This window comes from Arthrobacter sunyaminii (assembly GCF_018866305.1).
In the GTDB taxonomy this organism is placed as follows: Bacteria; Actinomycetota; Actinomycetes; order Actinomycetales; family Micrococcaceae; genus Arthrobacter_B; species Arthrobacter_B sunyaminii.
Window position 1 is genome coordinate 2,538,711 of sequence record NZ_CP076456.1, and the last position, 23,359, is coordinate 2,562,069.

21 protein-coding genes and 2 tRNA genes are annotated in these 23,359 nt (G+C 65.3%); 4 read left to right on the forward strand and 19 right to left on the reverse strand.

Features of this window, described 5'->3' with window-relative positions; all coding sequences use genetic code 11:
• Positions 1–55: 55 nt before the first annotated feature.
• Positions 56–301: a glutaredoxin-like protein NrdH gene (gene nrdH, locus KG104_RS11395; protein WP_104053933.1), complete on the reverse strand. Its 246-nt coding sequence runs from the start codon at positions 299–301 to the stop codon at positions 56–58.
• A 356-nt stretch (positions 302–657) separates the two neighbouring features.
• On the opposite strand from nrdH, the gene KG104_RS11400 reads away from it, so the two are divergent.
• On the forward strand, positions 658–1,590 hold the full coding sequence (locus KG104_RS11400; RefSeq protein ID WP_104053932.1) for a LysR family transcriptional regulator: 933 nt from the start codon (positions 658–660) through the stop codon (positions 1,588–1,590).
• 78 nt (positions 1,591–1,668) lie between these two features.
• The gene (locus KG104_RS11405) at positions 1,669–2,784 is read left to right on the forward strand and encodes an FUSC family protein (RefSeq protein WP_207347079.1); all 1,116 of its coding nucleotides are present in this window, start codon (positions 1,669–1,671) and stop codon (positions 2,782–2,784) included.
• A gap of 78 nt (positions 2,785–2,862) precedes the next feature.
• Here KG104_RS11405 and KG104_RS11410 read toward each other — a convergent pair whose 3' ends face one another.
• Both KG104_RS11410 and KG104_RS11415 read right to left on the reverse strand, forming a co-directional pair.
• A complete protein-coding gene (locus KG104_RS11410) occupies positions 2,863–3,972 on the reverse strand; it encodes an App1 family protein (RefSeq protein ID WP_104103882.1) in 1,110 nt (369 codons plus the stop codon).
• Positions 3,973–4,115: 143 nt separating this feature from the next.
• Entirely contained in the window at positions 4,116–5,198 is a 1,083-nt protein-coding gene (locus KG104_RS11415) for a fatty acid desaturase family protein (RefSeq protein WP_104053929.1), read from the reverse strand.
• A 197-nt stretch (positions 5,199–5,395) separates the two neighbouring features.
• Here KG104_RS11415 and KG104_RS11420 point away from each other — a divergent pair, with 197 nt between their 5' ends.
• On the forward strand, positions 5,396–6,133 hold the full coding sequence (locus KG104_RS11420) for a lysoplasmalogenase family protein (RefSeq protein WP_237686896.1): 738 nt from the start codon (positions 5,396–5,398) through the stop codon (positions 6,131–6,133).
• Here the strand turns inward: KG104_RS11420 and KG104_RS11425 are convergent.
• The 15 genes from KG104_RS11425 to KG104_RS11495 form a co-directional block, all read right to left on the reverse strand.
• Complete coding sequence (locus KG104_RS11425; protein WP_207347080.1) at positions 6,081–7,028, reverse strand: NUDIX domain-containing protein; 948 nt, start codon at positions 7,026–7,028, stop codon at positions 6,081–6,083. The two genes, KG104_RS11420 and KG104_RS11425, sit on opposite strands and share 53 nt — an antisense overlap.
• Positions 7,029–7,058: 30 nt before the next feature.
• Positions 7,059–8,831 (reverse strand): Na+/H+ antiporter NhaA, encoded by a 1,773-nt coding sequence (gene nhaA / locus KG104_RS11430; protein WP_237686897.1) that lies wholly within the window; start codon positions 8,829–8,831, stop codon positions 7,059–7,061.
• 140 nt (positions 8,832–8,971) lie between these two features.
• Positions 8,972–9,047, reverse strand: a tRNA-Ala gene (locus KG104_RS11435).
• Between the two features lie 73 nt (positions 9,048–9,120).
• A tRNA-Ala gene (locus KG104_RS11440) sits at positions 9,121–9,196 on the reverse strand.
• Between the two features lie 150 nt (positions 9,197–9,346).
• Complete coding sequence (locus tag KG104_RS11445; protein WP_207347082.1) at positions 9,347–10,030, reverse strand: histidine phosphatase family protein; 684 nt, start codon at positions 10,028–10,030, stop codon at positions 9,347–9,349.
• 9 nt (positions 10,031–10,039) lie between these two features.
• Positions 10,040–10,447, reverse strand: a complete 408-nt coding sequence (gene rsfS, locus KG104_RS11450) for a ribosome silencing factor (protein ID WP_207347083.1) — start codon at positions 10,445–10,447, stop codon at positions 10,040–10,042.
• Between the two features lie 19 nt (positions 10,448–10,466).
• Entirely contained in the window at positions 10,467–11,645 is a 1,179-nt protein-coding gene (locus tag KG104_RS11455) for a hypothetical protein (RefSeq protein ID WP_207347084.1), read from the reverse strand.
• A gap of 24 nt (positions 11,646–11,669) precedes the next feature.
• Positions 11,670–12,329 carry a nicotinate-nucleotide adenylyltransferase gene (nadD, locus tag KG104_RS11460; protein ID WP_258060083.1) on the reverse strand — a complete coding sequence of 220 codons (660 nt, stop codon included), beginning with the start codon at positions 12,327–12,329 and terminating at the stop codon, positions 11,670–11,672.
• 28 nt (positions 12,330–12,357) lie between these two features.
• Complete coding sequence (locus KG104_RS11465; RefSeq protein WP_104053922.1) at positions 12,358–12,597, reverse strand: hypothetical protein; 240 nt, start codon at positions 12,595–12,597, stop codon at positions 12,358–12,360.
• Positions 12,598–12,750: 153 nt separating this feature from the next.
• A complete protein-coding gene (locus tag KG104_RS11470) occupies positions 12,751–14,115 on the reverse strand; it encodes a glutamate-5-semialdehyde dehydrogenase (protein ID WP_207347085.1) in 1,365 nt (454 codons plus the stop codon).
• Positions 14,112–15,380 carry a glutamate 5-kinase gene (proB, locus tag KG104_RS11475; RefSeq protein ID WP_104053920.1) on the reverse strand — a complete coding sequence of 423 codons (1,269 nt, stop codon included), beginning with the start codon at positions 15,378–15,380 and terminating at the stop codon, positions 14,112–14,114. Before proB ends, KG104_RS11470 begins: the two co-directional genes overlap by 4 nt.
• Positions 15,381–15,431: 51 nt before the next feature.
• Positions 15,432–17,006: a GTPase ObgE gene (gene obgE, locus KG104_RS11480; RefSeq protein ID WP_104053919.1), complete on the reverse strand. Its 1,575-nt coding sequence runs from the start codon at positions 17,004–17,006 to the stop codon at positions 15,432–15,434.
• A 106-nt stretch (positions 17,007–17,112) separates the two neighbouring features.
• Positions 17,113–17,376: a 50S ribosomal protein L27 gene (rpmA, locus tag KG104_RS11485; protein WP_104053918.1), complete on the reverse strand. Its 264-nt coding sequence runs from the start codon at positions 17,374–17,376 to the stop codon at positions 17,113–17,115.
• Between the two features lie 90 nt (positions 17,377–17,466).
• The gene (gene rplU / locus KG104_RS11490; RefSeq protein WP_104053917.1) at positions 17,467–17,778 is read right to left on the reverse strand and encodes a 50S ribosomal protein L21; all 312 of its coding nucleotides are present in this window, start codon (positions 17,776–17,778) and stop codon (positions 17,467–17,469) included.
• A gap of 326 nt (positions 17,779–18,104) precedes the next feature.
• Positions 18,105–21,596 (reverse strand): Rne/Rng family ribonuclease, encoded by a 3,492-nt coding sequence (locus tag KG104_RS11495; RefSeq protein ID WP_207347086.1) that lies wholly within the window; start codon positions 21,594–21,596, stop codon positions 18,105–18,107.
• A gap of 504 nt (positions 21,597–22,100) precedes the next feature.
• Between KG104_RS11495 and KG104_RS11500 the strand changes: the two genes are divergently transcribed.
• Positions 22,101–22,643: a vitamin K epoxide reductase family protein gene (locus KG104_RS11500; RefSeq protein ID WP_104054787.1), complete on the forward strand. Its 543-nt coding sequence runs from the start codon at positions 22,101–22,103 to the stop codon at positions 22,641–22,643.
• Between the two features lie 64 nt (positions 22,644–22,707).
• On the opposite strand, the gene KG104_RS11505 is transcribed toward KG104_RS11500, so the two are convergent.
• Positions 22,708–23,343, reverse strand: a complete 636-nt coding sequence (locus KG104_RS11505) for a CG0192-related protein (protein ID WP_207347087.1) — start codon at positions 23,341–23,343, stop codon at positions 22,708–22,710.
• Between the last annotated feature and the right edge of the window lie 16 nt (positions 23,344–23,359).

Here is a 23,359-nt window from a genome sequence, read left to right on the forward strand (position 1 = left end):
GCGCTCCTGACGGTGCGGGTATTGCGGTTGTGGTGCGGGTGCTGCGGAAGCCGTTTTAGGCGACCGAGGTTACCGATGCCTGAGCCAGCGCGTCGATCTTGTCCGGCCGGAAACCTGACCAGGAATCCTGCTCGGTAACGACGACGGGAGCCTGCATGTAGCCCAGTGCGCGGACCCGTTCCAGGGCCTCGGCGTCCTGGGACATATCCACGATCTGGTACGTGATGCCCTTCTTGTCCAGCGCCCGGTAGGTAGCGTTGCACTGAACGCAGGAAGGTTTGGTGTAAACCGTAACGGTCATGGTTGGTCTCCCCTATGTGAAGCCTTGAAGTCTGTCCATTGATACTACATCCAGACACTACATCTAGTGCGCAGCTCCAGCGGGAACCCCAAGATGATGTATTACAAGTATGTCATTCCCCCGGCCCGTCGTCCACAGCTAATGCACAGGGCCGGCAGGAAAATTCCGTGAATTCCCGCCGGAGGGCCGAGGGTTCTCCACAGCCTGTGCAGAGCGAACGCACAGCTTCGGCGGCGTAGCGAAGGCCACAATTTCATCGCGTGTCGCGGTACGACGGCGTGTCGCGTCCGGCGCGGATAAAGTGGTCGACGGCGGCATCCCCCGTAACCTCGCCCTGGCCCTGAAAGGCGGCACCAGTGGTAAACCCGATCCACCTCAAGACCCTCCTGGAAGTCATCCGGGTAGGGTCCTTCGCCGCCGCCGCCCTCCGGCTCGGATACACCGCTTCCGCCGTTTCCCAGCAGATGTCGGCGCTGGAGCGCGCCACCGGCACCCGCCTGTTCGAACGCTCGGCCCGAACGGCAGTGCCCACGGAGGCCGCCGTCGTCATGGCCCGCCACGCAGCCAAGGTTCTCACCGATATGGAAGCGCTAATGGCAGCCTCGGCCCGGGCTGAGGCTGGAACCAGCCACGAGCTGCGCCTGGGCATCTTTCCCAGCCTCGCCACCTTTGCCCTGCCCCGCCTGATCCGTTCCCCCGGCTGGCAGGATTTGGGCATCAACCTCAAAATCCACGTCGCTGAACCGGGCCAGACCATTCAGGGACTGCGCACCGGAGGCGAGCTCGACGTCGCACTCATCTACCAGGTGGGGCAGGGCGGGTTGGCCTGGCCCTCCACGATGAGCCGCCAGTGGCTCGGCGACGACGACTTCCGGGTGGTCCTCCCCCGTGCCTGGGGCATCCGGGAGGGATCACAGGTCTCCGCCGAGCAGCTCTCGGACATGCCATGGATCATGCACCACCCGGGGACGCCCGATGCCCTGGTCATTGAACGGCTTTTCGCCAGCTGCAATCTGCATCCCCGCGTCGCTGCGTACTGCGATGACTTCAACGCAAGCCTGGAGATGGCCGCCGCAGGACTCGGAGCGGCACTGGTCCCGGAGCTGGCGATGCTCAACCGGCACGACGACGTAGTGGTTCTGGATGTGCCCGAAATCCGTCTTGCCCGCAGCATCTTCGCGCTGCTCATCAATGAACGGGAAAATCCGCAGGTCCGGCTGTTCCTGCATCAGCTGGCCGAAGTACTGAGGACCCAGAGCATCGCACCGCGAACGGCGGCGGGACTCTGAACCGAACCGGCACCGGCGCCTGTGTGATCTGCGTTGCTGAAATCGGCTCGCGGGCGGGGCTCGGTCCATACTGAGCTGATGCCCTCTACCGGAAACCTCTTTCGCCGAACCGGCCAGTTGCTGCGGGGAACCTCGCTCACTGCCCTCCCGACGCGTTTCGCCGGCGTACTGCGGTACACCCGTGTCCAGCTGGCCATCAAAGCTGCCCTGGCCGTGGCAATCGCCTGGACCGTTGCACCCTTCGTGCCCGGTGTCGCCGCGCAGTACCCGTACTACGCTCCGTTGGGCGCCCTGGTCAGCATGTACCCCACCATCTCAGGTTCGGTAAAGGCAGGCCTTCAAACCCTGGCAGGCCTCGTTGCGGGCATTGGGCTGGCCCTGGCGGGCCTGCTCTTGGGCAGCCCCACCACTTGGACCATCGCCCTGGTTGTCGGTTTCGGAGTCCTGCTCGCAGGCATCCCCAAGCTGGGTGCGGGCCGGGACTATCTGCCCATGGCTGCCCTGTTTGTGCTGGTGGTTGGGATTGACGATCCGGACGGCTACTCCCTGGGCTACACCGTGCAGATGCTGGTGGGGGTCGTGGTGGGCCTGACCATCAACGCCGTCGTCTTCCCTCCGCTGCATCTCAGCGGCGCCGTGGACGGTCTTGCCTCGCTGCGCCTGTCGCTGGCGCGCCAGCTCAAGGACATGGGCCAGGCCATCTCCGAGTCCTGGCCGCCGAAACATGAGGACTGGTCCAACAGGCGCACAGAACTCATCTCCTTCAGCAGGGAGGTGCGGGAGTCCGTCCAGCTGGCGGACAGCAGCCGCCACGGCAACCTGCGCAGCCGCCGCCACAACCACGACCTGGATGCTGATTACCGGGCACTGCGTGCCATGGAGCGCGTCACCCTGTACGTGGAGGACATGACGGAAGTCCTTGCCACCGCCATCTGGACCAGTCCGAAGGACATGCCGGTGCCCGATCAGCTCTCCGAACAGCTTTCCGAGGCCATGCTGGCCTGCGGAGACGCCGTGGAAAACTGGGACGCGGACAGCGAGGAATACTCAGCAGCACGGGATGCGGTGCTCAAGCTCCAGACCGATATGAACACCGCGGCGTCCCCGGACAGTCCCGTGGACGTCACGGCATCCCTGGCGATGAGTATGCGCCGGGTTCTGCGCACGATTAGAACCGAAGAAGACCAGCCCTAGCTGCTGGAGCGGCAGCCTGGCCTTGACGGTCTCCGGCAGCGACCGGATGAAGACAGCGCCGCCGGTTCCCACCAGCGGCTAACCGGCCTCGGGCAGCAGGCCCAGCTCCGCCAGCTGCCGGGTCATGCCGGCACCGTCCGGAGCGTAGATCCAGGGAATCTCGGCCGGCCGCTCGCCCGACCGCGACGGCGAGCGGCCGCCGGCCAGGACGGCCTCCCCGGCTGAAAGCTGGCGGATGGCAATGGCCCGGACATTCTCCGGATGCCGTTTGGCGAATTCAGCGTAGATCGCTTCGTCGTGTTGGCCGTTATCCCCGATCAGCAGCCATTTGATCTGCGGGAACTCCTTCGCCAACCGCTCCAGCTGTGTCTTCTTATGCTCCGGTCCGCTGCGGAACCAGCGGTCCCGGGTGGGACCCCAGTCGGTCAGCAGCAGCGGACCGGCCGGATAGAGGTTGCGGGTAATGAATCGGGTCAGCGTCGCTGCCACGTTCCACGCGCCGGTGGACAGGTACAGCACCGGGCTGCCGGGGTTTTCCCGGGACAGCCGGTCCATCATCACAGCCATTCCCGGAGTGGGCGTGCGCGCATGCTCATCCAGCACGAAAGTGTTCCATGCCGCCAGGAACGGCCGCGGCAGGGCGGTCACCATGACGGTGTCGTCAATATCGGACACCACACCCACCCGGGCGGATGGATCCACAATGTAGACGGGCGCGGCGGCGGCTTCGGAGTCTTCCGAGCGCAGCGTCACGGTGGTCCAGCCCGGCGTCAGCTGCACGGGAATTACGACGTCGATGACACCCCCGCGGTCAGCGGTCACGGGATAGCACTCATCGCCGATTTCCACCGTGACTGAGGCCTTGTTGATGGGCGGGCTCATGAAGTTGCGCCAGCCGCGGATGCCGTCACGGATCGCTTTGGCACCGGCCGAATTCTCATCGGGCGAGGCATAACCCGGCTTGGCGAGGATGACCCGTCCCAGGACACGGACCCACTCGGTGGTTCCATATCCGGTGAACGGCAGGACGGTTTGGATTTCACCGCGTTTGCGGGCCCGGCCTTCGCGGTAACTGTGAAGGGCATCTTCCAGACGCATGCCAATGTGGCTGGCCTGCTCTTTGACGGAAGGAGCAGCACCGGCGGACGCGGAGGGGCTGGCTGACGGGTCTGAGGGTGTAGACGACATGGCTCCAGTCTGTCAGACACGGCCACCGGCTGCTGTCGCCCGCCGAAGCACCCGGCCGTGCGGCTGATCGGGGCGGGAACAGACAAAAAGAAAACCGGCAGCACCGTCCGAAGACAGCACTGCCGGTTTCTGCCGGCTGCGGATCAGCGCCGGAACTGTGAAGTCATGGGGCAGTCAAAGGGATCCCTCGCCGAAAGGCCCACCGTGTTGAGGTACCGCACAACAATCCCGTAGGACTGCGTCAGGGACGTTTCGGTGTACGGAATCTTGTGCTCGGCGCAGTAGGCCTTGACGATCTCCGAAGCGCGCGCCAGGTGCGGGCGGGGCATGTTCGGGAACAGGTGGTGCTCAATCTGGTAGTTGAGCCCGCCCATCAGCGTGTTCATGCCCTTGCCCTTGATGTTGCGGGACGTGAGGACCTGGCGGGAGAGGAAGTCCACCTTGGAATCCTTGGGGAGGATCGGCATGCCCTTGTGGTTGGGAGCGAAGGAAGCACCCATGTAGACGCCGAACACTGCCAGCTGGACACCGAGGAAGGCAAAGGCCATGCCCACGGGCAGGAAGAAGAACACTGCACCGACGTAGAGACCCAGGCGCAGGAATACCATGGTCAATTCCGTGAAGCGGCCCTTAATCTGCTTGTTGGCAAACAGGTGCTTGATGGACGTGGCATGCAGGTTGATTCCCTCGAGCATCAGCAGCGGGAAGAACAGCCAGCCCTGGCGGCGGGCGAACCAGGCCATGAAGCCCTTTTGGCGCGCAGCCTGCTCCGGAAGGAAGGAAATGGTGTCCATGTCGATGTCCGGATCCTTGCCCACCGTGTTGGGGTTGGCGTGGTGCCGGCTGTGCTTGTTCATCCACCACTGGTAACTGATCCCGACGACGGCGTTGGCAACAAAGCGGCCTGCACGGTCATTCGCGGGACCGGACTCAAACACCTGCCGATGGGCTGCCTCATGGGCAATAAATGCCAGCTGAGTAAACAGCACACCCAGCGCTGCAGCAATCAGCAGCTGGAACCAGCTTTCACCGATGAGGAAGAAACCCGTGCCTGCGGCCACTAGCCCGGCGCAGAGAAAAACAAACGTCGTGATGTAAAAGGAACGGCGCCGCTTTAGCAGGCCTTCATCACGGACGGCCTTCAGCAAGCCTGAATAGGCGCTGACGACGGAATTAGTGCGAGTCTTCGATGCTGCTCGTTTGGCTGGTTGTGCAGTTGTGCTCATGCGGCCCTCTGGGTCTTTCGGCTTCCCAGCCGTCGGTATACGAGCAAGTTCTGCTCTATAGATATCTCCCACCCTAACCCGAATCCGGCCGAGAACCTTGTGATCGGACGCACAGATAGTTCTTCCTTGGTGCAATCCGGCGGATCCCCGCGTCCGTCACGCCGTACTATGGGCCTCAGCCGATCGAAGGAAACTCCTTGACAAACGCCCCCGCGCTTAGTGGAACCAGTGCCCCACCCCGCCCCCGGTGGTGGTGGGGCTTCGCACCGTTTGCGGCATTCTCCGTCATCCATGTCGGTGCCCGCCTCGCCGGTGCAGCCGATATCGCGGAACCGACCAAGCTGACACTGATGCCGCTGCTCGCCGTCGCCGCCGTGTGGGCAGTCCGCGGTGCCGTCCGTGCCGGCTTCCGCCGATCCGGCCGCGTGTCCAACGCCGCTCTGCCCTCAGCTCTCCTGCTGGCGGCGCTTTTCTTCTCCTGGCTTGGCGACGGCGCCGGTACCTTCTTCCCGTTCGCCCCGGAGCTGCCGGTGATGCTCGGTTCCTTTGGCATCGCGCACATCTGTTACATCTGGCTCATGGCCCGGTTTGTGGCACATCGGCCGTTCCCCCGGTGGGCGCTCGTGTTTGCGTTGTGGTGGGTACTCATGCTGCTGGTGCTGTGGCCGACCCTGGGAAACCTGACGTTGGCCGTGGCGGCTTACGGGATCGTGCTTGCCGGCACAGCGGCCACGGCCGCACGGTGCAGTCCAATGGTTTCAGCCGGCGGCGTGCTGTTTCTGTCTTCCGACACGATTCTGGCACTGCGCATCTTCATGCCCGAGGTGATGCCAAACTGGACCAGCGCTTTGGTCATGCTGACCTACTGTGCGGGACAGGGCCTCATTGTTGCCGGCCTGCTGCGAAGTACAGCCGCAGCCCGCCGGCCCCAATAACCCGCGCGCCCGCCGATCGGCAGCGGTCAGCAAGCCCGCGGTCGCTGGTGACCGCCGTGACGCTGCGACCGCCGGACAGCAACTGCTCCACCTCAGCCACCACCGCGTCATCCCCGGAGCCATCCGCCCTGGCCAGCCTCACCAGCGGGTCCGGATCTTCCGGGCCGGCGACCTTTCGCGCTTGTCCCTCTACAACCACCACGTATTCAGGGAACCAGACAGCGTCCGGAAGCCCCAGGGGCTCTCCGGGAAGCCCCCGTGCAGCCAGGGCAGAAACTGCATGGAGCAGGCGTGCTGCCGCCCCGGCGCGGTCTTTCCACCAACCGTCCGGGACCACCCCAACAACGTTCGCGGCGTCGACAACCACCACCGGGCGGACGTCCAGCAACGGCCGCAGCCACCGCCAGGACCGGGCAAAAGCGGGGTGCAGCGGAAGAGCCTGAACCTCATCCGGGGGGACCCAGGCCAGCGCATGGCCCTCGGCGTCGCTAATTACGGGCTCGAACGGTACCGTCACGTCACCGATGAGGGTCGCGTACGTCCACACGCCCAGGTCCAGCACGCTCATCATGCGGACCCGGATGGACCCGGCCGGCACACCGGCTTCTTCTGCGGCTTCCCGCAACGCCGCCGCCGCTGCGGACTCGCCCTCATGCCGGGCACCGCCGGGCAGGGCCCAGGTATCCCCGTAATGGCTCCAGGAAGCACGGTGCTGAAGCAGGATTCCCCGCTCCGGATCCACGGCGAGAAGCCCGGCAGCACCGTATTTCCCCCAATAGCGCTGACCGTCCGGCCCAGCCACCCAGGCATCACCGGCGTTCCGCGCGCCCGTGGCACGTCCCGGGAGCGCTGCGGGGCGGTGCGGCTCATTGGCGGCAGACGGTTCACTGATCATGCGGCCACCCTATGGAATCGCAGCGTGCCTTCACTGCTGACGCTCCGAGGAAGCGTTCAGTTCCCGGATCAGGGTTGATGCGTCGATGTGCCCGGCATGCCGCACCATGCCGATAAAGAAGGTGGGGGTGGACGACAGGTCCATGAACTCAGCATCCAGCGCGTCATCCTTGACCCGATTGGCCACCGGTGCGGACTGCAGGTCGTCGCGGAACTGTTCCATGTCCAGCCCCAGATCTCCGGCGTAACCAATCAGGTCCGCGGAATCCAGATGGTCCTGCCGCCGGAACAGCAGCTGGGCGTATTCCCGGAATGCACCCTGCCGGTCCGCGGCCTCACTGGCGCGCGCGGCCTCCTCCGCATGCGGGTGGACACGGCTCAATGGCAGGTGCCTCCACACATAGACCAGCCGCGGCCCAAAGTGCTCCCGGACTTCATCAATGGAACCGGTGGCCCGCGAACAAAACGGACACTCAAAATCGCCGTATTCAATAAGCTGCAGCGGGGCAGCAGGATCCCCGCGGAAATGGTCCCGCTCCGGATCAAACGGCCGTGCCAGGATGCGCCCGGTAGAGGACGGAGGCTGCACCCGGTCCAGAATGCGAAACCAGGCCCAGCCCAGGAAGAAGGCGGTGCCGGACGCAGCGAGGATTCCCACCCGGGCCTGCGCCTGCAGGGCGGGATCTTCCACTGCAAGTTCCACAATGAACAGGGAGATGGTGAAACCAATTCCGCACAGTGCTGCTCCCCCGCCCACCCGGGCAAGCGTCAGCCCGGGCGCCAGCCGGCCAAGGCCTAGGGCGCGCATCATGGCGGCGGCTCCGGTGATGCCCACTATCTTTCCGACCACCAGCGCTGCAATGATGCCCCACGTCAGACGGGAAGTCGCTGCGGACGCCAAAGTTTCACCGTCCAGTCGAACACCGGCATTGGCGAGGGCGAACAGCGGCAGTATCAGGAAGGACACATACGGCCCGTAGGAACGCTGGAGACGTTCATTGATGGAAATGGATTCCTTCAGGCTGCGCGCCGTGGCAGCTGCGTATTCCGGGCTTGGCGACTGCCGGAAGGCCCGGGCCAGTTCCGCGGTCCGCTCCACCTGCCCGCGGCGCGGAGGGAAAACCGGAATGAGCAGTGCAATGGCCACCCCCGCGAGCGTAGGGTGCACTCCGGAGGCATACAGCGCGGACCAAGTCGCCAGGCTAAGCACTGCGTATGCAGGCCCGCGTCCAGCGGGCAGGAACCGGACCAGCCCCACCAGAGCCAGCAGGGCCACCGAGACGAGCAGCGGAACCGGGTCCAGGTCCGTCGTGTAAAAAACGACAATTGCCGCCAGTGCTCCGATGTCGTCCACCACCGCCAAGGTGAGAAGAAATACCCGCAGCCGGCCGGAGGACTTTGGTCCTGCCACCGCCAGGGCTCCCACCAGAAAGGCCGTGTCCGTGGAGATCACTGCGCCCCACACAGCGGCATTCTCGCCGGTGGGGTTAAGGAGCAAAAAGATGCCGGCCGGAACCACCAGCCCTGCCAGGGCACCCGCCACGGGGACCACCGCCCGCCCCGGCTCGGTGAGCTCACCGATGGTGAACTCCCGCTTGACCTCCAGCCCCACGGTAAAAAAGAAGAGAGCCATCAGTCCGTCATTCACAAGGTCGTGAAAGGTCATTTCCACCGCGGTGCCGCCTATGCGGAGGTCGACGGCGGTGCCCCAGAACTGCGCGTAGGTTGCCCCGAAAGGCAGGTTGGCCCACAGCAGCGCAATAAAGGTGAAGGCAAGGAGCAGCGCGGCCGAAATCTTCTCCATTATCGCGCGGCTGCCAGAGCGCGGGGGCAGCATCCGGGCAGTTCACCCATCCCTGCATCCTGCCACGGAGGCGGTGCGGGCGGACAGTCCGTCAACAAAAAATGTCCCGCTGTTAGGCGGGACATTTTTTATTAAAGTTTTGGTGGAGCTGAGGGGATTCGAACCCCTGACCCCCTGCATGCCATGCAGGTGCGCTACCAGCTGCGCCACAGCCCCAAAACAAGTGATTATCCGGTGACTTCTTCTCTACCGGGTTTCCACCGCAAATCCTTCGATTTCCCGAAGAGTTTGGTGGAGCTGAGGGGATTCGAACCCCTGACCCCCTGCATGCCATGCAGGTGCGCTACCAGCTGCGCCACAGCCCCAATAATCTATTTCAACTATGCCCGAACCCTTGGAATTTGTATCCCCCGGGCCGAAGCAACTCCTCTACTTTAGTACAGAAATAACAGAGTGCAAAATCGAACTACACCAGTGAAATTCGTGTCCTGCTGCGGACGTGTCCGTCCGGCGGACTAGCCTTCCAGCGGGCCGCTGGGGAGGGAATCGAGTCCCACATTGTGCTGGGCCAGATTCCAGCGCACACCGCCCCCGGAGACATCGCGTTCCTCCAGCACCGACCAGTGGCAGTTGGATACTCCGCTGATGACCGTCCATGAGTTCGTGGGCAGACCCAGCAACGCGCAGATACCGGCGCGAATGGCGCCTCCGTGGCTGACCGCCACCAGGGTTCCGCCCGGTGCCAGCGCATCGGCGGCCTCTGTGACGGCTTCGGCTACCCGCCGCCCCACATCGACCCGGCTTTCGCCGCCGCCGGCCCGCACGTCACCGCTGCCGGCAGACCAGCCGGCCTGTTCCTCGGGAAACTTGGCGGAAATGTCTGCGAAGAGCATGCCCTCCCATGCTCCTGCGAAGGTTTCCCGCAGCCGGGGGTCTGTGTCCACAGGTTTGCTGGTGACTGTCCCCAGAGCCTGCGCGGTTACCAGTGCACGGCGCAGGTCCGAGGAAATAACGACGTCGGGATGCAGGTGCGCCAGCACAGCGGCTGCTTCCACGGCCTGATGGGCGCCGGAGGGATCCAAGGCGATGTCCTGCTGGCCCTGGAACCTGCCCGCACGGTTCCATTCCGTCCGTCCGTGCCGCCAAAAGACAACTCGCCTTCCGGTACGGGCCGGATCCCAGGCCGCGGAAGAAGTCACGGCCGGGTGTTATTCGGCATCCGGCACGGCGGGTGCGGAAGCAGCCGGAGCAGTCTGGTTTTCGATCTGCAGGTCAACTGCCGGGCAGTCTTTCCAGAGGCGTTCCAGCGCGTAGAAGACACGGTCTTCCTCGTGCTGGACGTGCACCACAACGTTGGCATAGTCCAGCAGGACCCAGCGGCCTTCGCTGCGCCCCTCGCGGCGCACCGGCTTCAGGTTCTTCTTCGCCAGCTCCTCTTCAATGCCGTCCACGATGGCGTTAACCTGGCGCTCATTGGAGGCAGAGGCAATCAGGAACACGTCCGTGATGGCCAGGCGTTCGCTGACGTCGATGGCAACGATGTCGTTAGCCAGCTTTTCGGAGGCTGCCTGGGCTGCCACCCGTGCGATGTCGATGGATGATTCGGTGGCGCTCAAAGTGTCTCCTTGTATAACGTCAGCTGCCAAAGCCGCCAACGATCATTGCTACTGAAATGATCAGGGCAAGAATGCCCAGACCACCAACTCCCAGCGATACAAAACGCAGTCGCCGGGTGCGGCCGAGTCCGGCCGTCTTTACGTCCAACGGGTCAAGCCCGAAAGCGCTTCGTGCACCGACGGGCTTGGCGCCGTCAGCAGGATCAAGTGGCGCGTTGACCAGGGCATCGGCCCGGGCCAGAATGCGCGAATGCCGTACATCGGCGGAAGCCGGAGTCCGGCGAACCTCGAAGCGTTTGTCTCCGCCGCGGGGAGAGGCCTGAGGCGGTGCGGGGACCGTCTTGCCGGCCTGCTTCGGCGTGGTGGAAGTGACAACAGGCACGTGCGAGGTGGGCGGGCGCCGCATGACCGGCCGGTCCACGCCCGGAACCTTGACGAATTCCAGCGGGGTGACCATTGCCAGGTTGTGGGCGGTGGAGGGATCATTGGCGGACGGCTTGCGCTGCTCGTTCTCCTGCGAGATGCGCTGCATGTTCTGCGTGCGCCGGTTCAGGACCGCCGCGCGCTCCGCCAGCGCCTTCTGCTGGGCCAGCAGCTCAAGATCGACGGCGCTGGGATCCTTCTCCTGAATGGCCTCCATGGCTGCCACTTGGTTCCGGGCCTGCGCCTGCAGCGCTTCCCGCGCCACCAGCGCCTGTTCCACCGTCATACCGGCAATATCCGCATTGGGATCGGCACTCTTGGGACCGCTGCCGCCAGCCGAAGCGGCTGCGGCAGGTTTCCCTTCCGATCCCGAATCCTGCGCCGGTGTGCCTTGCGGCGGAGTGTCCTGCTGGGCGCGGCGGCGCCGGTCACGGCGTCCGCCTTCCCGGACCGGAGGCAGCGCTGCGGGCGGTGCGTCCACAACAGCGGCGGCGTCGGCGTCGGCGGAAGGCTTGGAGGGAACCGGTTTGGGGGCGGGGTCGGCTCCGGCCCGCTGCTGCTGCATCAACCTCAGCTGGCGGCGGGTCGGCGGATTCGCCGAGTCATCCGGGCGCGGCTGCTTGTCGGCCAGGGCTTTGTACGCACGCAGGGCCTCACGGTCCCTGGCCCGCTGCTGGGACTCCCTTTCGCGGGGCCCTACAGGGGCGTCCACCGGTACGTCAGCCGCGCGGCGGCTGCGCCGCGGTGCGTCTGCGGACTCTGGACCGTTAGTCATTTCCTACCCATCCGGTTTCTTTGATTAAGCTACTGGCTCTGAGGTTGCGGGCTCTTTGGCATGCTGGGATTCAGCGGCGTAGAGCCCGTGCTTGGCGATGTACTGCACCACTCCGTCCGGCACCAGGTACCAGACGGGTTCTCCATCAGCCACCCGCTCCCGGCAATCTGTCGAGGAGATGGCCATGGCCGGCACCTCAAGCAGGCTGACATCATCCCGGCCCATGTTTTCCAGCACATGTCCCGGACGGGTCACACCCACGAAGTGGGCCAGGGACCACAGCTCCTGGATGTCTTTCCAGGAGAGGATCTGTGCCATGGCATCCGCACCGGTGATGAAGAACAGTTCCGCATCAGGACGCGACTCCCGCAGGTCTCGCAGCGTGTCGATGGTGTAGGTCGGTCCGGGACGGTCAATGTCCACGCGGCTGACCGTAAAACGGGGATTGGATGCCGTTGCAATGACGGTCATCAGGTACCGGTGCTCCGGCGGACTGACTTCCCGTGCCGACTTGTGCCACGGTTCCCCGGTGGGCACAAAGACAACTTCGTCCAGACCAAAAACTGAGGCCACTTCGCTGGCCGCCACAAGGTGACCATGGTGGATGGGATCAAACGTCCCGCCCATAACGCCCAGCCGGACCCGCCGGCCTGCGTGTTCCTGCTCCGGCTGTGCCGTCGGCAGATACGTTTCCTGTGATCCCACTGGGGAATCAGCCCTCGATACCCTGGCCGTGGTCGTGCTTGTTCGGGAACTGACGCTGGGGATCAACGTGCTCGGGGGTTGCGTCGTGACGCTGTCCCACGCTCTGGAAAGAGATGGTTGCGAACATCAGCACCAGGAAGACACCCATAATAATGGCGCCGTACATGATCGGGTCCATCGGAATGGAGACGTGGTGTTCGGCCGTCTCGCTGGCAGCAAGTACGGCGCTGGAAAGCTGGGTCAGCATGAATCTCCCCTAGAGAGCTATGAGTAGTTGAGCCCGCCGGCCGCAGCAGACGGAGTAGTGGTTTCCAACAAGTCTACGCGTAAGCGCGGGTGACCCGCACCCGGCGGGGTCCGGGGCGCAATGCGCGCACTCCGGACCCGCTGCGGCTGCGCATCAGATCCGGATTTGGCCGTCGCCCTGGACGATCCATTTGGTGGTGGTCAGTTCCCGCAGCCCCATCGGACCGCGGGCGTGCATCTTCTGCGTGGAGATGCCCACTTCGGCGCCCAGCCCAAGTTCCCCGCCGTCGGTGAAGCGGGTGGAGGCATTGACGATCACCGCCGCGGAGTCGATCTCCGCGATGAAGCGTTCGGCGTTGGCAAGGTCATTGGTGATAATCGCCTCCGTGTGGCCGGTGGTCCAGCGGCGGATGTGCGCCAGCGCTTCATCCATGTCATCAACCATGGCCACTGCGAGGTCCAGGTCCATGTACTCACGGCCCCAGTCGTCATCGACAGCCGGCTGTGCATCGACACCGGTCGGCAGCATCGCCCGAACCCTTTCATCGGCATGGAGCCGTACGCCAGCCGCAGCCAGTGCCGCCAGGACGTCCCCGGCGGCAGCCGCATCGCGGTGCACGAGGAGGGTTTCCACCGTGTTGCAGACGCTGGGCCGCTGGGTCTTGGCATTGAGCAGGATGTCCACGGCCATCTCCACCGGGGCGCTGTGGTCCAAATAGATGTGGACGTTGCCCTCCCCTGTTTCGATCACCGGCACGGCTGCGTTGGCGACCACGGTCTGGATGAGGTCGCGTCCCCCGCGCGGAATCAGCACATCAACTTTTCCGCGCGCCTTCATCAGGACATTGGCGCCGGCCCGCCCGTACGCGTCGACGCTCTGCACGGCGTCCGCCGGGAGCCCGACGGCGTCCAGGGAGTCGCGGATAATATCCACGAGCACGGCGTTGGTGTTTTCCGCCGCGCTGCCGCCGCGGAGCAGGACGGCGTTGCCGCTCTTCAGTGCCAGCCCGGCAATATCCACGGTCACGTTGGGGCGGGCTTCGTAGATGGCTGCCACCACCCCCATGGGAACGTGCACTTGGCGCAGCCGCAGCCCGTTGGGCAGGGTCTGCCCGCGCGCCACCGAGCCCACCGGGTCCGGCAGGCCGGCCAGCATCTGCAGGGCGGCCGCCAGGCCGTCAATCCGTTCCGGCGTCAGGGTCAGCCGGTCCAGGAGTGCCTCGGAGGTTCCCTTTTCCTTCCCGGCGGCAACGTCTTTCGCGTTGGCAGCCAGCACCAGGTCCCGTTTGGCAACAATGTTCCTGCTGATCTCCTGCAGGCCAAGGTCCTTCCAGGCACGGTTCGCCCGGGCCAGGCGCCGGGCCGCAATTCGGGCCCGGTCGGCCGCTGCATGGACGCCTGCCTCGACGTCTTCGGCTGCAGTTCGGAAACCGGATTGCTCCGGTGTTCCGGATCCGGCCTGTTCGCTTTCGGCTGTTACATCTTCGACGGTGTCGGAATGTGCATTCACGGTGCTCATCCTCCCAGTGTATTGGCGGACTCGGGGCTGGCAACGGCGGATCCGGGCGCCGCGGACGCACCGGACGGCGGTCCGGAAGGCGCTCCCCCGGATTTGTGGTCCTGCAGGATGACCAGGTCATTCACGTGCACCACGGCGCGTTCGAAGCTGCGCCCCAGTTCCTTGGACAGTTCACGGGTGGACCGTCCAAGCATCTGCGGCAGCTCATCGGACGCGTAGTTGGTCAGGCCGTGGGCAATAACGTTTCCGGCCGGGTCGGAAATGGCCACCGGATCGCCCGGCTCGAAGTGTCCCGTCACGGCGGTGATGCCCGCCGCCAGCAGCGACCGGCGGCGGTCCGCAACAGCCTTGGCGGCGCCGTCGTCCACCACCAGCGTGCCCTGGATCCGGGCTACGTGCGCCAGCCAGAGCAGCCGGACCGGCTGGCGGCGGCCGCGGCCCACAAACCAGGTGCCCACGTCCTCGCCTGCCAGGGCAGCTGCGGCATTGGCCGTGGACGTCACCAGCGCGGGAATCCCGGACTGGGCCGAGATGGTGGCGGCTTCCACTTTGGTGGCCATCCCGCCGGTGCCCACACCGGCTTTGCCGACCTTGCCGATCCGGACGTCTTCCAGGTCCTGCATGCCGGTGACCTGCGGTATGCGCACGGCGCCTTCGGAGGGCGGCCCGTCATAGAGCGCATCGACGTCGGAGAGCAGGATCAGCGCGTCGGCTTTCACGAGGTGGGCAACAAGGGCGGCCAGCCGGTCATTGTCGCCAAAACGGATTTCGTGGCTGGCGACGGTGTCATTTTCATTCACGATGGGCACGACGCCGAAGTTCAGCAGCCGTTCCATGGCCCGGTTGGCGTTGGCGTGGGTGGTGCGTCGCATCAGGTCCTCAACGGTGAGGAGGACCTGGCTGACGGTGACGCCGTGGCGTCCGAAGGCTTCCGTGTAACGGGCCATCAGCAGTCCCTGTCCCACGGAGGCAGCAGCCTGCTGGGAGGACAGCTGCGTGGGGCGCTTGGCCAGTCCCAGCGGCGCCAGTCCGGCGGAGATGGCGCCGGAGGACACCAGGATGATTTCGGTGCCCGCTGCCCGCCGGACCGCCAGGACATCCGCCAAAGCGGTGAGGGCTTCATCGGAAATGCCGCCGGCAACGGTGGTGAGGGAAGATGAGCCCACCTTGACGACGATGCGCTGAGCCCGGGCGAGCCCGGAGCGGGAGCGAAGCGCCCGTTTGGGCGCAGGAACAGAGGTCGGGGATGCTGTGTGTTCAGTCATGTCCCCACCACTTTATGCATATCCTGCGCCCAACCGGGCAGTGTGAAGCCGCTATTCGCCGTCTTTGGGAGCTGCCGGCGGATTGTGCTTATAGTTCACCGATTCGGTCCAGATGCCGGCTTTACGCTCGGCTTCCAGCTCGGCCCGTGCTGCGGCGCGGGCGTCCCGGCGTGCCTGGTGGTCTTCCTTCTTTTCCTCGCGGGTGGGACGGGAGAACTCCTCGATGCGGATGTCAGATCCGCGCGGGGAGGCTGCCAGCAGCTCGGCGCCGCCGATCATGGTCGGTTCCCAGTCGAAGACGACGCCGTCGCCCTCGCCGATCACCACGGCATCGCCGGGCTTGGCACCGGCCTTGAAGAGCTTGTCTTCCACGCCGAGCTTGGCCAGGCGGTCGGCCAGGTAGCCCACTGCCTCGTCGTTGGTGAAGTCGGTCTGCTGCACCCAGCGAACCGGCTTGTCACCCAGGACACGGAAGAGCGGTTGCAGATTGCGCTCTTCCTTGCGGATGGTGAAGCCGCCCTTGGCGTCGGCGTTCCGGACCCGCAGCGTGGGGGTCTTGACCCGGGGCGGCGCGCTTTCAACGGAGGCACGGGCGTCACGGACAATTTCTGCCATGGCGTAGCCCAGGGCCTTGAGGCCCTCGTGGCTGGAGGCCGAGACTTCGAAGACGCGGTAGCCGCGCTTCTCCAGTTCCGGGCGCACGAATTCGGCCATGTCGCGGCCGTCGGGGACGTCCACCTTGTTCAGGGCGACAAGCCGAGGGCGCTGGTTCAGCGGAACGACGTCGCCGTCGGCGCCGGCGAAGCTCATGTCCACGGCGTACTTCTCGAGCTCTTTTTCGATGATGTCCAGATCGCCCAGCGGATCGCGGTCCGTTTCCAGCGCGGCACAGTCCAGGACGTGCACCAGCGCGGCGCAGCGTTCAACATGGCGCAGGAAGTTGTGGCCCAGGCCCTTGCCTTCGGAGGCGCCCTCGATGAGGCCCGGAACGTCGGCCACGGTGAAGCGGACGTCGCCGGCCTGCACCACGCCCAGGTTCGGCACCAGGGTGGTGAAGGGGTAGTCGGCAATCTTCGGCCGGGCCGCGGACATGGCGGCGATCAGCGAGGACTTGCCGGCCGATGGGAAGCCCACCAGTGCGATGTCGGCAATGGACTTCAGTTCAAGGACGATGTCCCGCTCGTCACCGGGCACACCCAGCAGTGCGAAACCCGGAGCCTTGCGCTTCTGGGAGGACAAAGAGGAGTTGCCCAGCCCGCCCTGGCCGCCGGCGGCGGCAATGTACTCGGCGCCTTCACCCACGAGGTCGGCGAGGACTTCGCCGTCCTTGTTCTTGACGACGGTGCCGTCCGGAACGGGCAGGATGAGGGTCTCGCCGGTCTTGCCGTTGCGCCAGTCGCCCATGCCGTTGCCACCGTTGGTGGCGTGGCGGTGCGGGAGGTGGTGGTAGTCGAGCAGGGTGGTGGAGCTGGAGTCAACGCGCAGGATGACGTCGCCGCCGTCGCCGCCGTTGCCGCCGTCGGGTCCGCCCAGGGGCTTGAACTTTTCACGCTTGACGGACACGCAACCATGGCCGCCTGTACCGCCCGAAACATGCAGCACTACGCGGTCTACAAAGCTGGCCATGGTTCTCCTTCAAAGGAACTACTTGATCATGCCAATTCTACTTGGCTTAAAAGACGACGGGGCGGGCCATCAGGCCCGCCCCGTCGGAAAAGCTAATTGCCGGTGATTACTCGGCGGCTGCAGCAGCCACGATGTTCACGACGCGGCGGCCGCGACGGCTGCCGAATTCAACTGCGCCTGCTTCGAGGGCGAACAGTGTGTCGTCGCCTCCGCGGCCAACGCCCTCGCCCGGGTGGAAGTGGGTGCCACGCTGGCGGACGATGATTTCGCCTGCCTTAACAACCTGGCCGCCGAAACGCTTTACGCCGAGGTACTGGGCGTTGGAGTCGCGACCGTTGCGAGTGGAACTCGCACCTTTCTTATGTGCCATTTTCTACTGCCTGCCTTTGCTAACTGATTATGAAACTCAGGGGCGGGATGCTTCCCGCGTTCCCGGCTCCTGGTGGAGCCGGCACGAGAATCAGGAGTTGATGGACGTAACCTTGACCTTGGTCAGCGAGGAGCGGTAGCCCTGACGCTTCTTGTAGCCGGTCTTGTTCTTGAACTTCTGGATGACAATCTTCGGACCCCGAAAATTCTCAACGATCTCTGCCGTCACGGTGACCTTGGCCAGGTCCTGTGCGGAAGAGGTGACCTGGTCGCCATCAACCAATAGCAGGGCGGGCAGCTCAAATGTGCTGCCGGCTCCACCGGGGACGCGGTCCAGGGTTACGAGGTCTCCAACGGAAACCTTTTCTTGGCGGCCGCCAGCGCGGACAATCGCGTACACCACTTGGGAACTCACTTCTCTCGACGTTAATACTTGGATGCGCATTTGGCTGGGCTCAAATTGCCCGCCTTGCGCCATGCAGTCACGCCCTGTACCGAAAACGGTTTCGAAGGCGTTCGCACCGAAGTTCAAGGTTACGCTACGCAACCGATAACCCGCAAATGCTGGGCTTCCAGGCGCGCCGCCTCTTCGGACGTCACTGCTCTCGTTCTACTTTATAGCATTTCGCGCTGCACCGTGTCCCCCGGGCAAAGAAGGAGGCGGCCACCCCCTTTGATGGGGATGGCCGCCTCCGTTGCGCTGTTCAGTTCAGAGCGCCGCTCAGCTTCTTAGAGTTCCGAAGCAGGGACACCAACGCCCAGGATCACCGGCGCGCTGCCACCGCTCTCGCGGCGCTTTTCCTGCTTCTGGACCGCGGCGGGAGCAACGGCGCGGCGCACAGCCACCGGAGCGGCAGGCACAGCGGAGGCTGTGTCGCCGGTCTGGATGGCGTCCGCCCCTGAGGCACCCTGGGGGCTGCCGGCAGCACGACGACGGCGCGGAGTCCGCACGGGCGCAGAAACTGCAACCGGTGCAGCAGATGACTCCGGTGCCTCTGTCCGGGCCGGAGTGGCAGCTGCCGCCCGGGCGGGCATTTCAGCGGCGGCGGGAGCCTGAACGTTCCGCGCGGCAGCACTGCTTCGGCGGGACCGGCGCGGCGGCCGTGCCGGCGTATCCTGTGCAGGCTTCTCCTCCGCCTCGCGGTTTTCCTCCGGTGCCGCCGCCGCAGCTACCTCATTGAAGGCCTCAGTGAGGCTTTCAAGGGTGAACCGGGACTCTTCCCGGGCCGGCTGGCGCCGGTCCCGGCGCGGAACCACCACGGTCTCGCCCTGAATGTTCAGGACGGCGCCGGCAACAGACTCGGGGACCCCGGCGTCGGCGGACGCGGCCGCCGGCTCCGACCCGGGCTGTTCCGGGCGGTTCCGGTCTGCGGCCTTCTCCCCCGATTCGACGGTGTCATGGGCTGCGGCGGTGGCGGCAGCGATCGTAGCCAGGGCGGCGCGGGCGGCCTCGGCCTTGGCCTTGGCCTGGCGCTCGGCTTCGCTCTGACCGGATTCCACCGTCTTGGCCGGCTCCTCGGCCGGCGCTGCAGCGTTGTGCTGCTGCGGAGCGCCGGAGCCGCGGCTGCGGTTGCGCTTGCGGTCCCCGCGGGACTGCTTCTCCTGCTTCAGGTGCTGCTGGTGGTTGTCCTCGGACACCGCATGAGCCACCACGCTGTTTGCGGGGTTGCCGTTGTAGCTGGTGCTGCGGCGGTGCTCCACGGGAATGTCGTGCGTGATGACACCGCGGCCGGCACATGCCTCGCACTCTTCACCGAAGACTTCGAGCAGGCCGGTGCCCATGCGCTTGCGGGTCATCTGGACCAGCCCAAGGGAGGTTACCTCAGCAACCTGATGCTTGGTCCGGTCCCGGCCCAGGCACTCCACGAGCCGGCGCAGGACCAGGTCCCGGTTGGCTTCAAGGACCATGTCAATGAAGTCGATGACAATGATGCCGCCAATATCGCGCAGGCGCAGCTGCCGGACAACTTCCTCGGCCGCTTCCAGGTTGTTCTTGGTGACGGTTTCTTCGAGGTTGCCGCCGGTGCCGGTGAACTTGCCGGTGTTGACGTCCACCACGGTCATGGCTTCGGTGCGGTCGATCACCAGGGAGCCGCCCGAAGGAAGGAACACCTTGCGGTCCAGCGCCTTGGCGATCTGCTCGTCAATGCGGCTGGCGGCGAAGATGTCTTCGTCCTTGGTCCATTTCTCCAGCCGGCCCACCAGGTCCGGTGCCACGTAGGTGACGTAGGCCTCGATGGTGTCCCAGGCTTCCTCGCCCGAAACGATCAGCTTGGAGAAGTCTTCGTTGAAGACGTCGCGGACCACCTTGATGGTCAGGTCCGGCTCACCGTACAGGAGCTCAGGTGCCAGGGTCTTGGTGGACTTGGCCTTGGCTTCGATGTTCTCCCACTGCGCGCGGAGCCGGTTGATGTCATTCATCAGCTCCTCTTCGGACGCGCCTTCAGCGGCCGTGCGCACAATGACGCCGGCATCCTGGGGGAGGTGGTCCTTGAGGATCTTCTTCAGCCGGTTGCGTTCAACGTCGGGCAGCTTGCGGGAAATGCCCGTCATCGAACCGCCCGGCACGTACACGAGGTAGCGGCCCGGCAGGGAGATCTGGCTGGTCAGGCGGGCGCCCTTGTGGCCCACCGGGTCCTTGGTGACCTGGACCAGGACGGAGTCGCCGGACTTCAGCGCGAGCTCAATGCGGCGCGGCTGGCCATCCAAGCCGGCGGCGTCCCAGTTGACTTCACCGGCGTACAGCACGGCGTTGCGGCCGCGTCCGATGTCCACGAAGGCGGCTTCCATGCTGGGCAGCACGTTCTGGACCTTGCCGACGTAGACGTTGCCGATCAGGGAGTCCTGCTGGGTGTTGGAGACAAAGTGCTCGGCCAGGACGCCGTCTTCGAGGACGCCGATCTGGATCCGCTCGTCACGCTGGCGGACAATCATCTGCCGGTCCACGGACTCGCGGCGGGCGAGGAACTCGGCCTCGGTGATGACGTGGCGGCGGCGTCCCGATTCGCGGGACTCGCGGCGGCGCTGCTTCTTGGCTTCCAGGCGGGTGGAACCCTTGACGCTGGTTACCCGGTCGGAAACAGGAGCATCGGCGTGGGCGCGCGGGGCCCGGACCCGGGTTACCGTGTTGGGCGGATCATCGTCGGTCCCGCCGGTGAGCTCAAGATCAGCATCCCCGCGGCGGCGCCGGCGGCGACGGCGGGAGGTGACACCTTCAGCGGCGTCCGGGGCGGCGGCTGCCTCTTCCGGGGAAGCCCCGGTTTCGGATTCACCCTCAGTTGCAGCGGCTTGGGAAGATTCGCTGCGGGTACGGCTGCGTCCGCGCCGGCTGCGGCGGCGGCTGCGGTTGTCCTCGGAATCCTCATCGGCTTCGGCACTCTCCTCGGCGGCGTGCGCCGGGACCGGACGGACAACGCTCAGGTCCGGTGCGTGGAACAGGGGCAGCGCCGGAATCGCGAACGGATTCAGGCTGGAGGGAGCATCCTCTTCTTCGGCTTTCGCTTCCTGCTGCTCCACCGTTCCGGCCGGGGCTGCTTCAGCGGCCGCGGTCCCCTCGGGCGACGGGGTCTGCGCGGCGGCAGCGGAGGCAACCGTGTCATCCGCTGCGGCGTCGGCGACAGGCACGTCGGCAGGCGCACCCCCGGCGGACTCCACCGGCGTTTCGGCAGCCTTTGCGGGGCGGCGGCGGGCACGGGTCTTGGGTGCTGCCTTGGCCTCGGGAGCGCCGGCCGGGGTTTCCTCGGACGGAGCAAATTCAGCGGCCGGAGATGATTCAGCGGTCGGAACATCCGCCGCTGCGGTCTCAGTCACCGGCTTCTTGGCGGGGGCACGACGACGACGCACGGCTTTAGCGGGCGCTTCGACAGCAGGCTCAGTTCCCGCAGCGGTCTCAACGGTGCCGGTCTTTTCGGCTGCCGGCTCTGCAGTGACTTCAGCAGCAGCGGCGGGGGCTTCCCCTGCCGGAACCGTCTTGCGGCGCGGGGCCCGCACGCGCTTGGGCTTCTCGGCGGCAGGTTCGGCCGCCGCAGTATCCGCAGAATCGGCGGCTACCGGGCTTTCCTTGGCTGCCTCATCGGCAGCGGGTGCAGAAGCAGCCACCGACTTGCGGCGGCTGCGGGTGGCACGTTTTGCCGGTTCCTTAACCTGGGACGCATCTGCCGCAGGTGCGGATTCGATGCTGCTTTCATTTGCTGCTAGGTCATTATTCAGTGCATCACTCATAAAAAACTTCGCTCCGGCCCCTGCGGCACTGGCCACATTCCAATGCCCAGCGGGCAATGTGTCGGCTGTGCGGCGCATCAGTTGCTGCCGCCAGCCGGAAGTCGTCTGGATGTCATCCGAGGTCGCGCCATCTGTAGGGCGCGGTATCACTCGAAGACCAGCGGCGCTTTTCCTGCTACTCGCGGCACGTTCACGACGTTGCCGCTGCGGGTAGGTCTTATCGGCGGATTCCCTGGTTCCCATCCGGATTGATGGGCGAACTGCTTGGGAAGCGTCACCGACAGAACCGGAAGCCTGTCGCTGGACCGGTGCCGGAATGTGGTTCCGCCATCAGCCAAAGCCATTATCTCACACGGCCGTCTTTTTGGCCCGCAACAACGCATAGACTCATTCCGTATCGCCACCAGCCAAAAGGAGTTCTTCGTGCCTTCCAGCGCAGCCCATCAGCAAGCCATCCGCCGGGCCCCGGAGCAGCAGGGTGCGGAGCGCGGTTTTGCGTGGATCATGCTCGTGACCGGAGTCGTCGGCTGGCTGGCCTCGGGCGTCCTCGTCCTGGAACGGCTGCGTGTCTTTGCCGACGCCAATTACATCACCAGCTGCGACATCAATCCCTGGGTTTCCTGCGGCACCGTCTTCAAAACCTGGCAGGCGGCCATCTTCGGATTCCCCAATCCGCTGATCGGCATCGTGGCCTTCGCCGTGATCATCACGTCCGCCATGGGAATGCTGGCCGGAGCCAGGTACGCCCGCTGGTACTGGCTCGGTATGCAGGCCGGGGTGACACTGGGCATGGTGTTTGTCGTGTGGCTGTGGAGCCAGGCACTGTTCGACATTTACGTACTCTGCATTTACTGCATTGTTGTGTGGGCCGCCATGATTCCGCTCTTTGTCTTCACGACCGTGCGCAATCTTGCCCACGGCGTTATTCCTGCCCCGGCAGGCCTGGTGAAGTTCCTTTCAGAATGGGCCTGGGTCATTGTGGCTCTCCTGTGGGTGGCCACTGCCGCCTCAATCTTCTTCCGCTTCATGAACTCCTTCATCGGCTAAGCACGGCGGATACCCGCTGGACGGGGGCCCGACCCGCCGTGAGGCTGGTCGGGCCCCCGCTTCGTTACTGAGCCGGCATAGCCCAAGCCAGCAGGACAGGAACGTCCTGCCCTGGCCAGGTGGCGGTCAGGGACGGATCGGCCACAGCCTCTCCCCCAAGCTCCAGCACCCGCACCACGGACAGGTCCCAGTCCCCGGCCCGGATCCGCGCCACAGTCAGGTCGGCCGGACCCGGCTGTGGGCCTTCGGCGAGCTCTTCGCCGCCCGGCAGCCCACTGGCAACCACGCTGACGGACTCCGGAATGTCTTCCCGGACGCCGCCGTTCTCAAAATACTGCGGCGCCTGGCCCTGTCCGGAAAGGATCGACGCCGTCAGTGCCTGAGCGTAAGCGGGATCCCCGCAGGCGTCGTAGACCCACCGTGTGCCCAGCACCGAATGTTCCATGGTGGTAATCAGGTGTTTCTCAGCACCTTCCAGCGGAGCTCCGCGGTAGGTGAGCGGAACCTGCACCACATCGGCCCCGACGGCGACAAGGTGGGTCTCAATACCCACCTCGCCGTCCGGGTCATCGAAGCGGAACGAGCCGACGCGCTCTATGGGCAGCTGCCCCACGCGGGGAAACCACGGCCGCGTGGGCAGCCAGGAGGCAAGAAGTTCCATTTTGTCCGGGTGCAATTCTGCGTGATAGATGAGTGCCATGGGCCCAGCCTAGGGG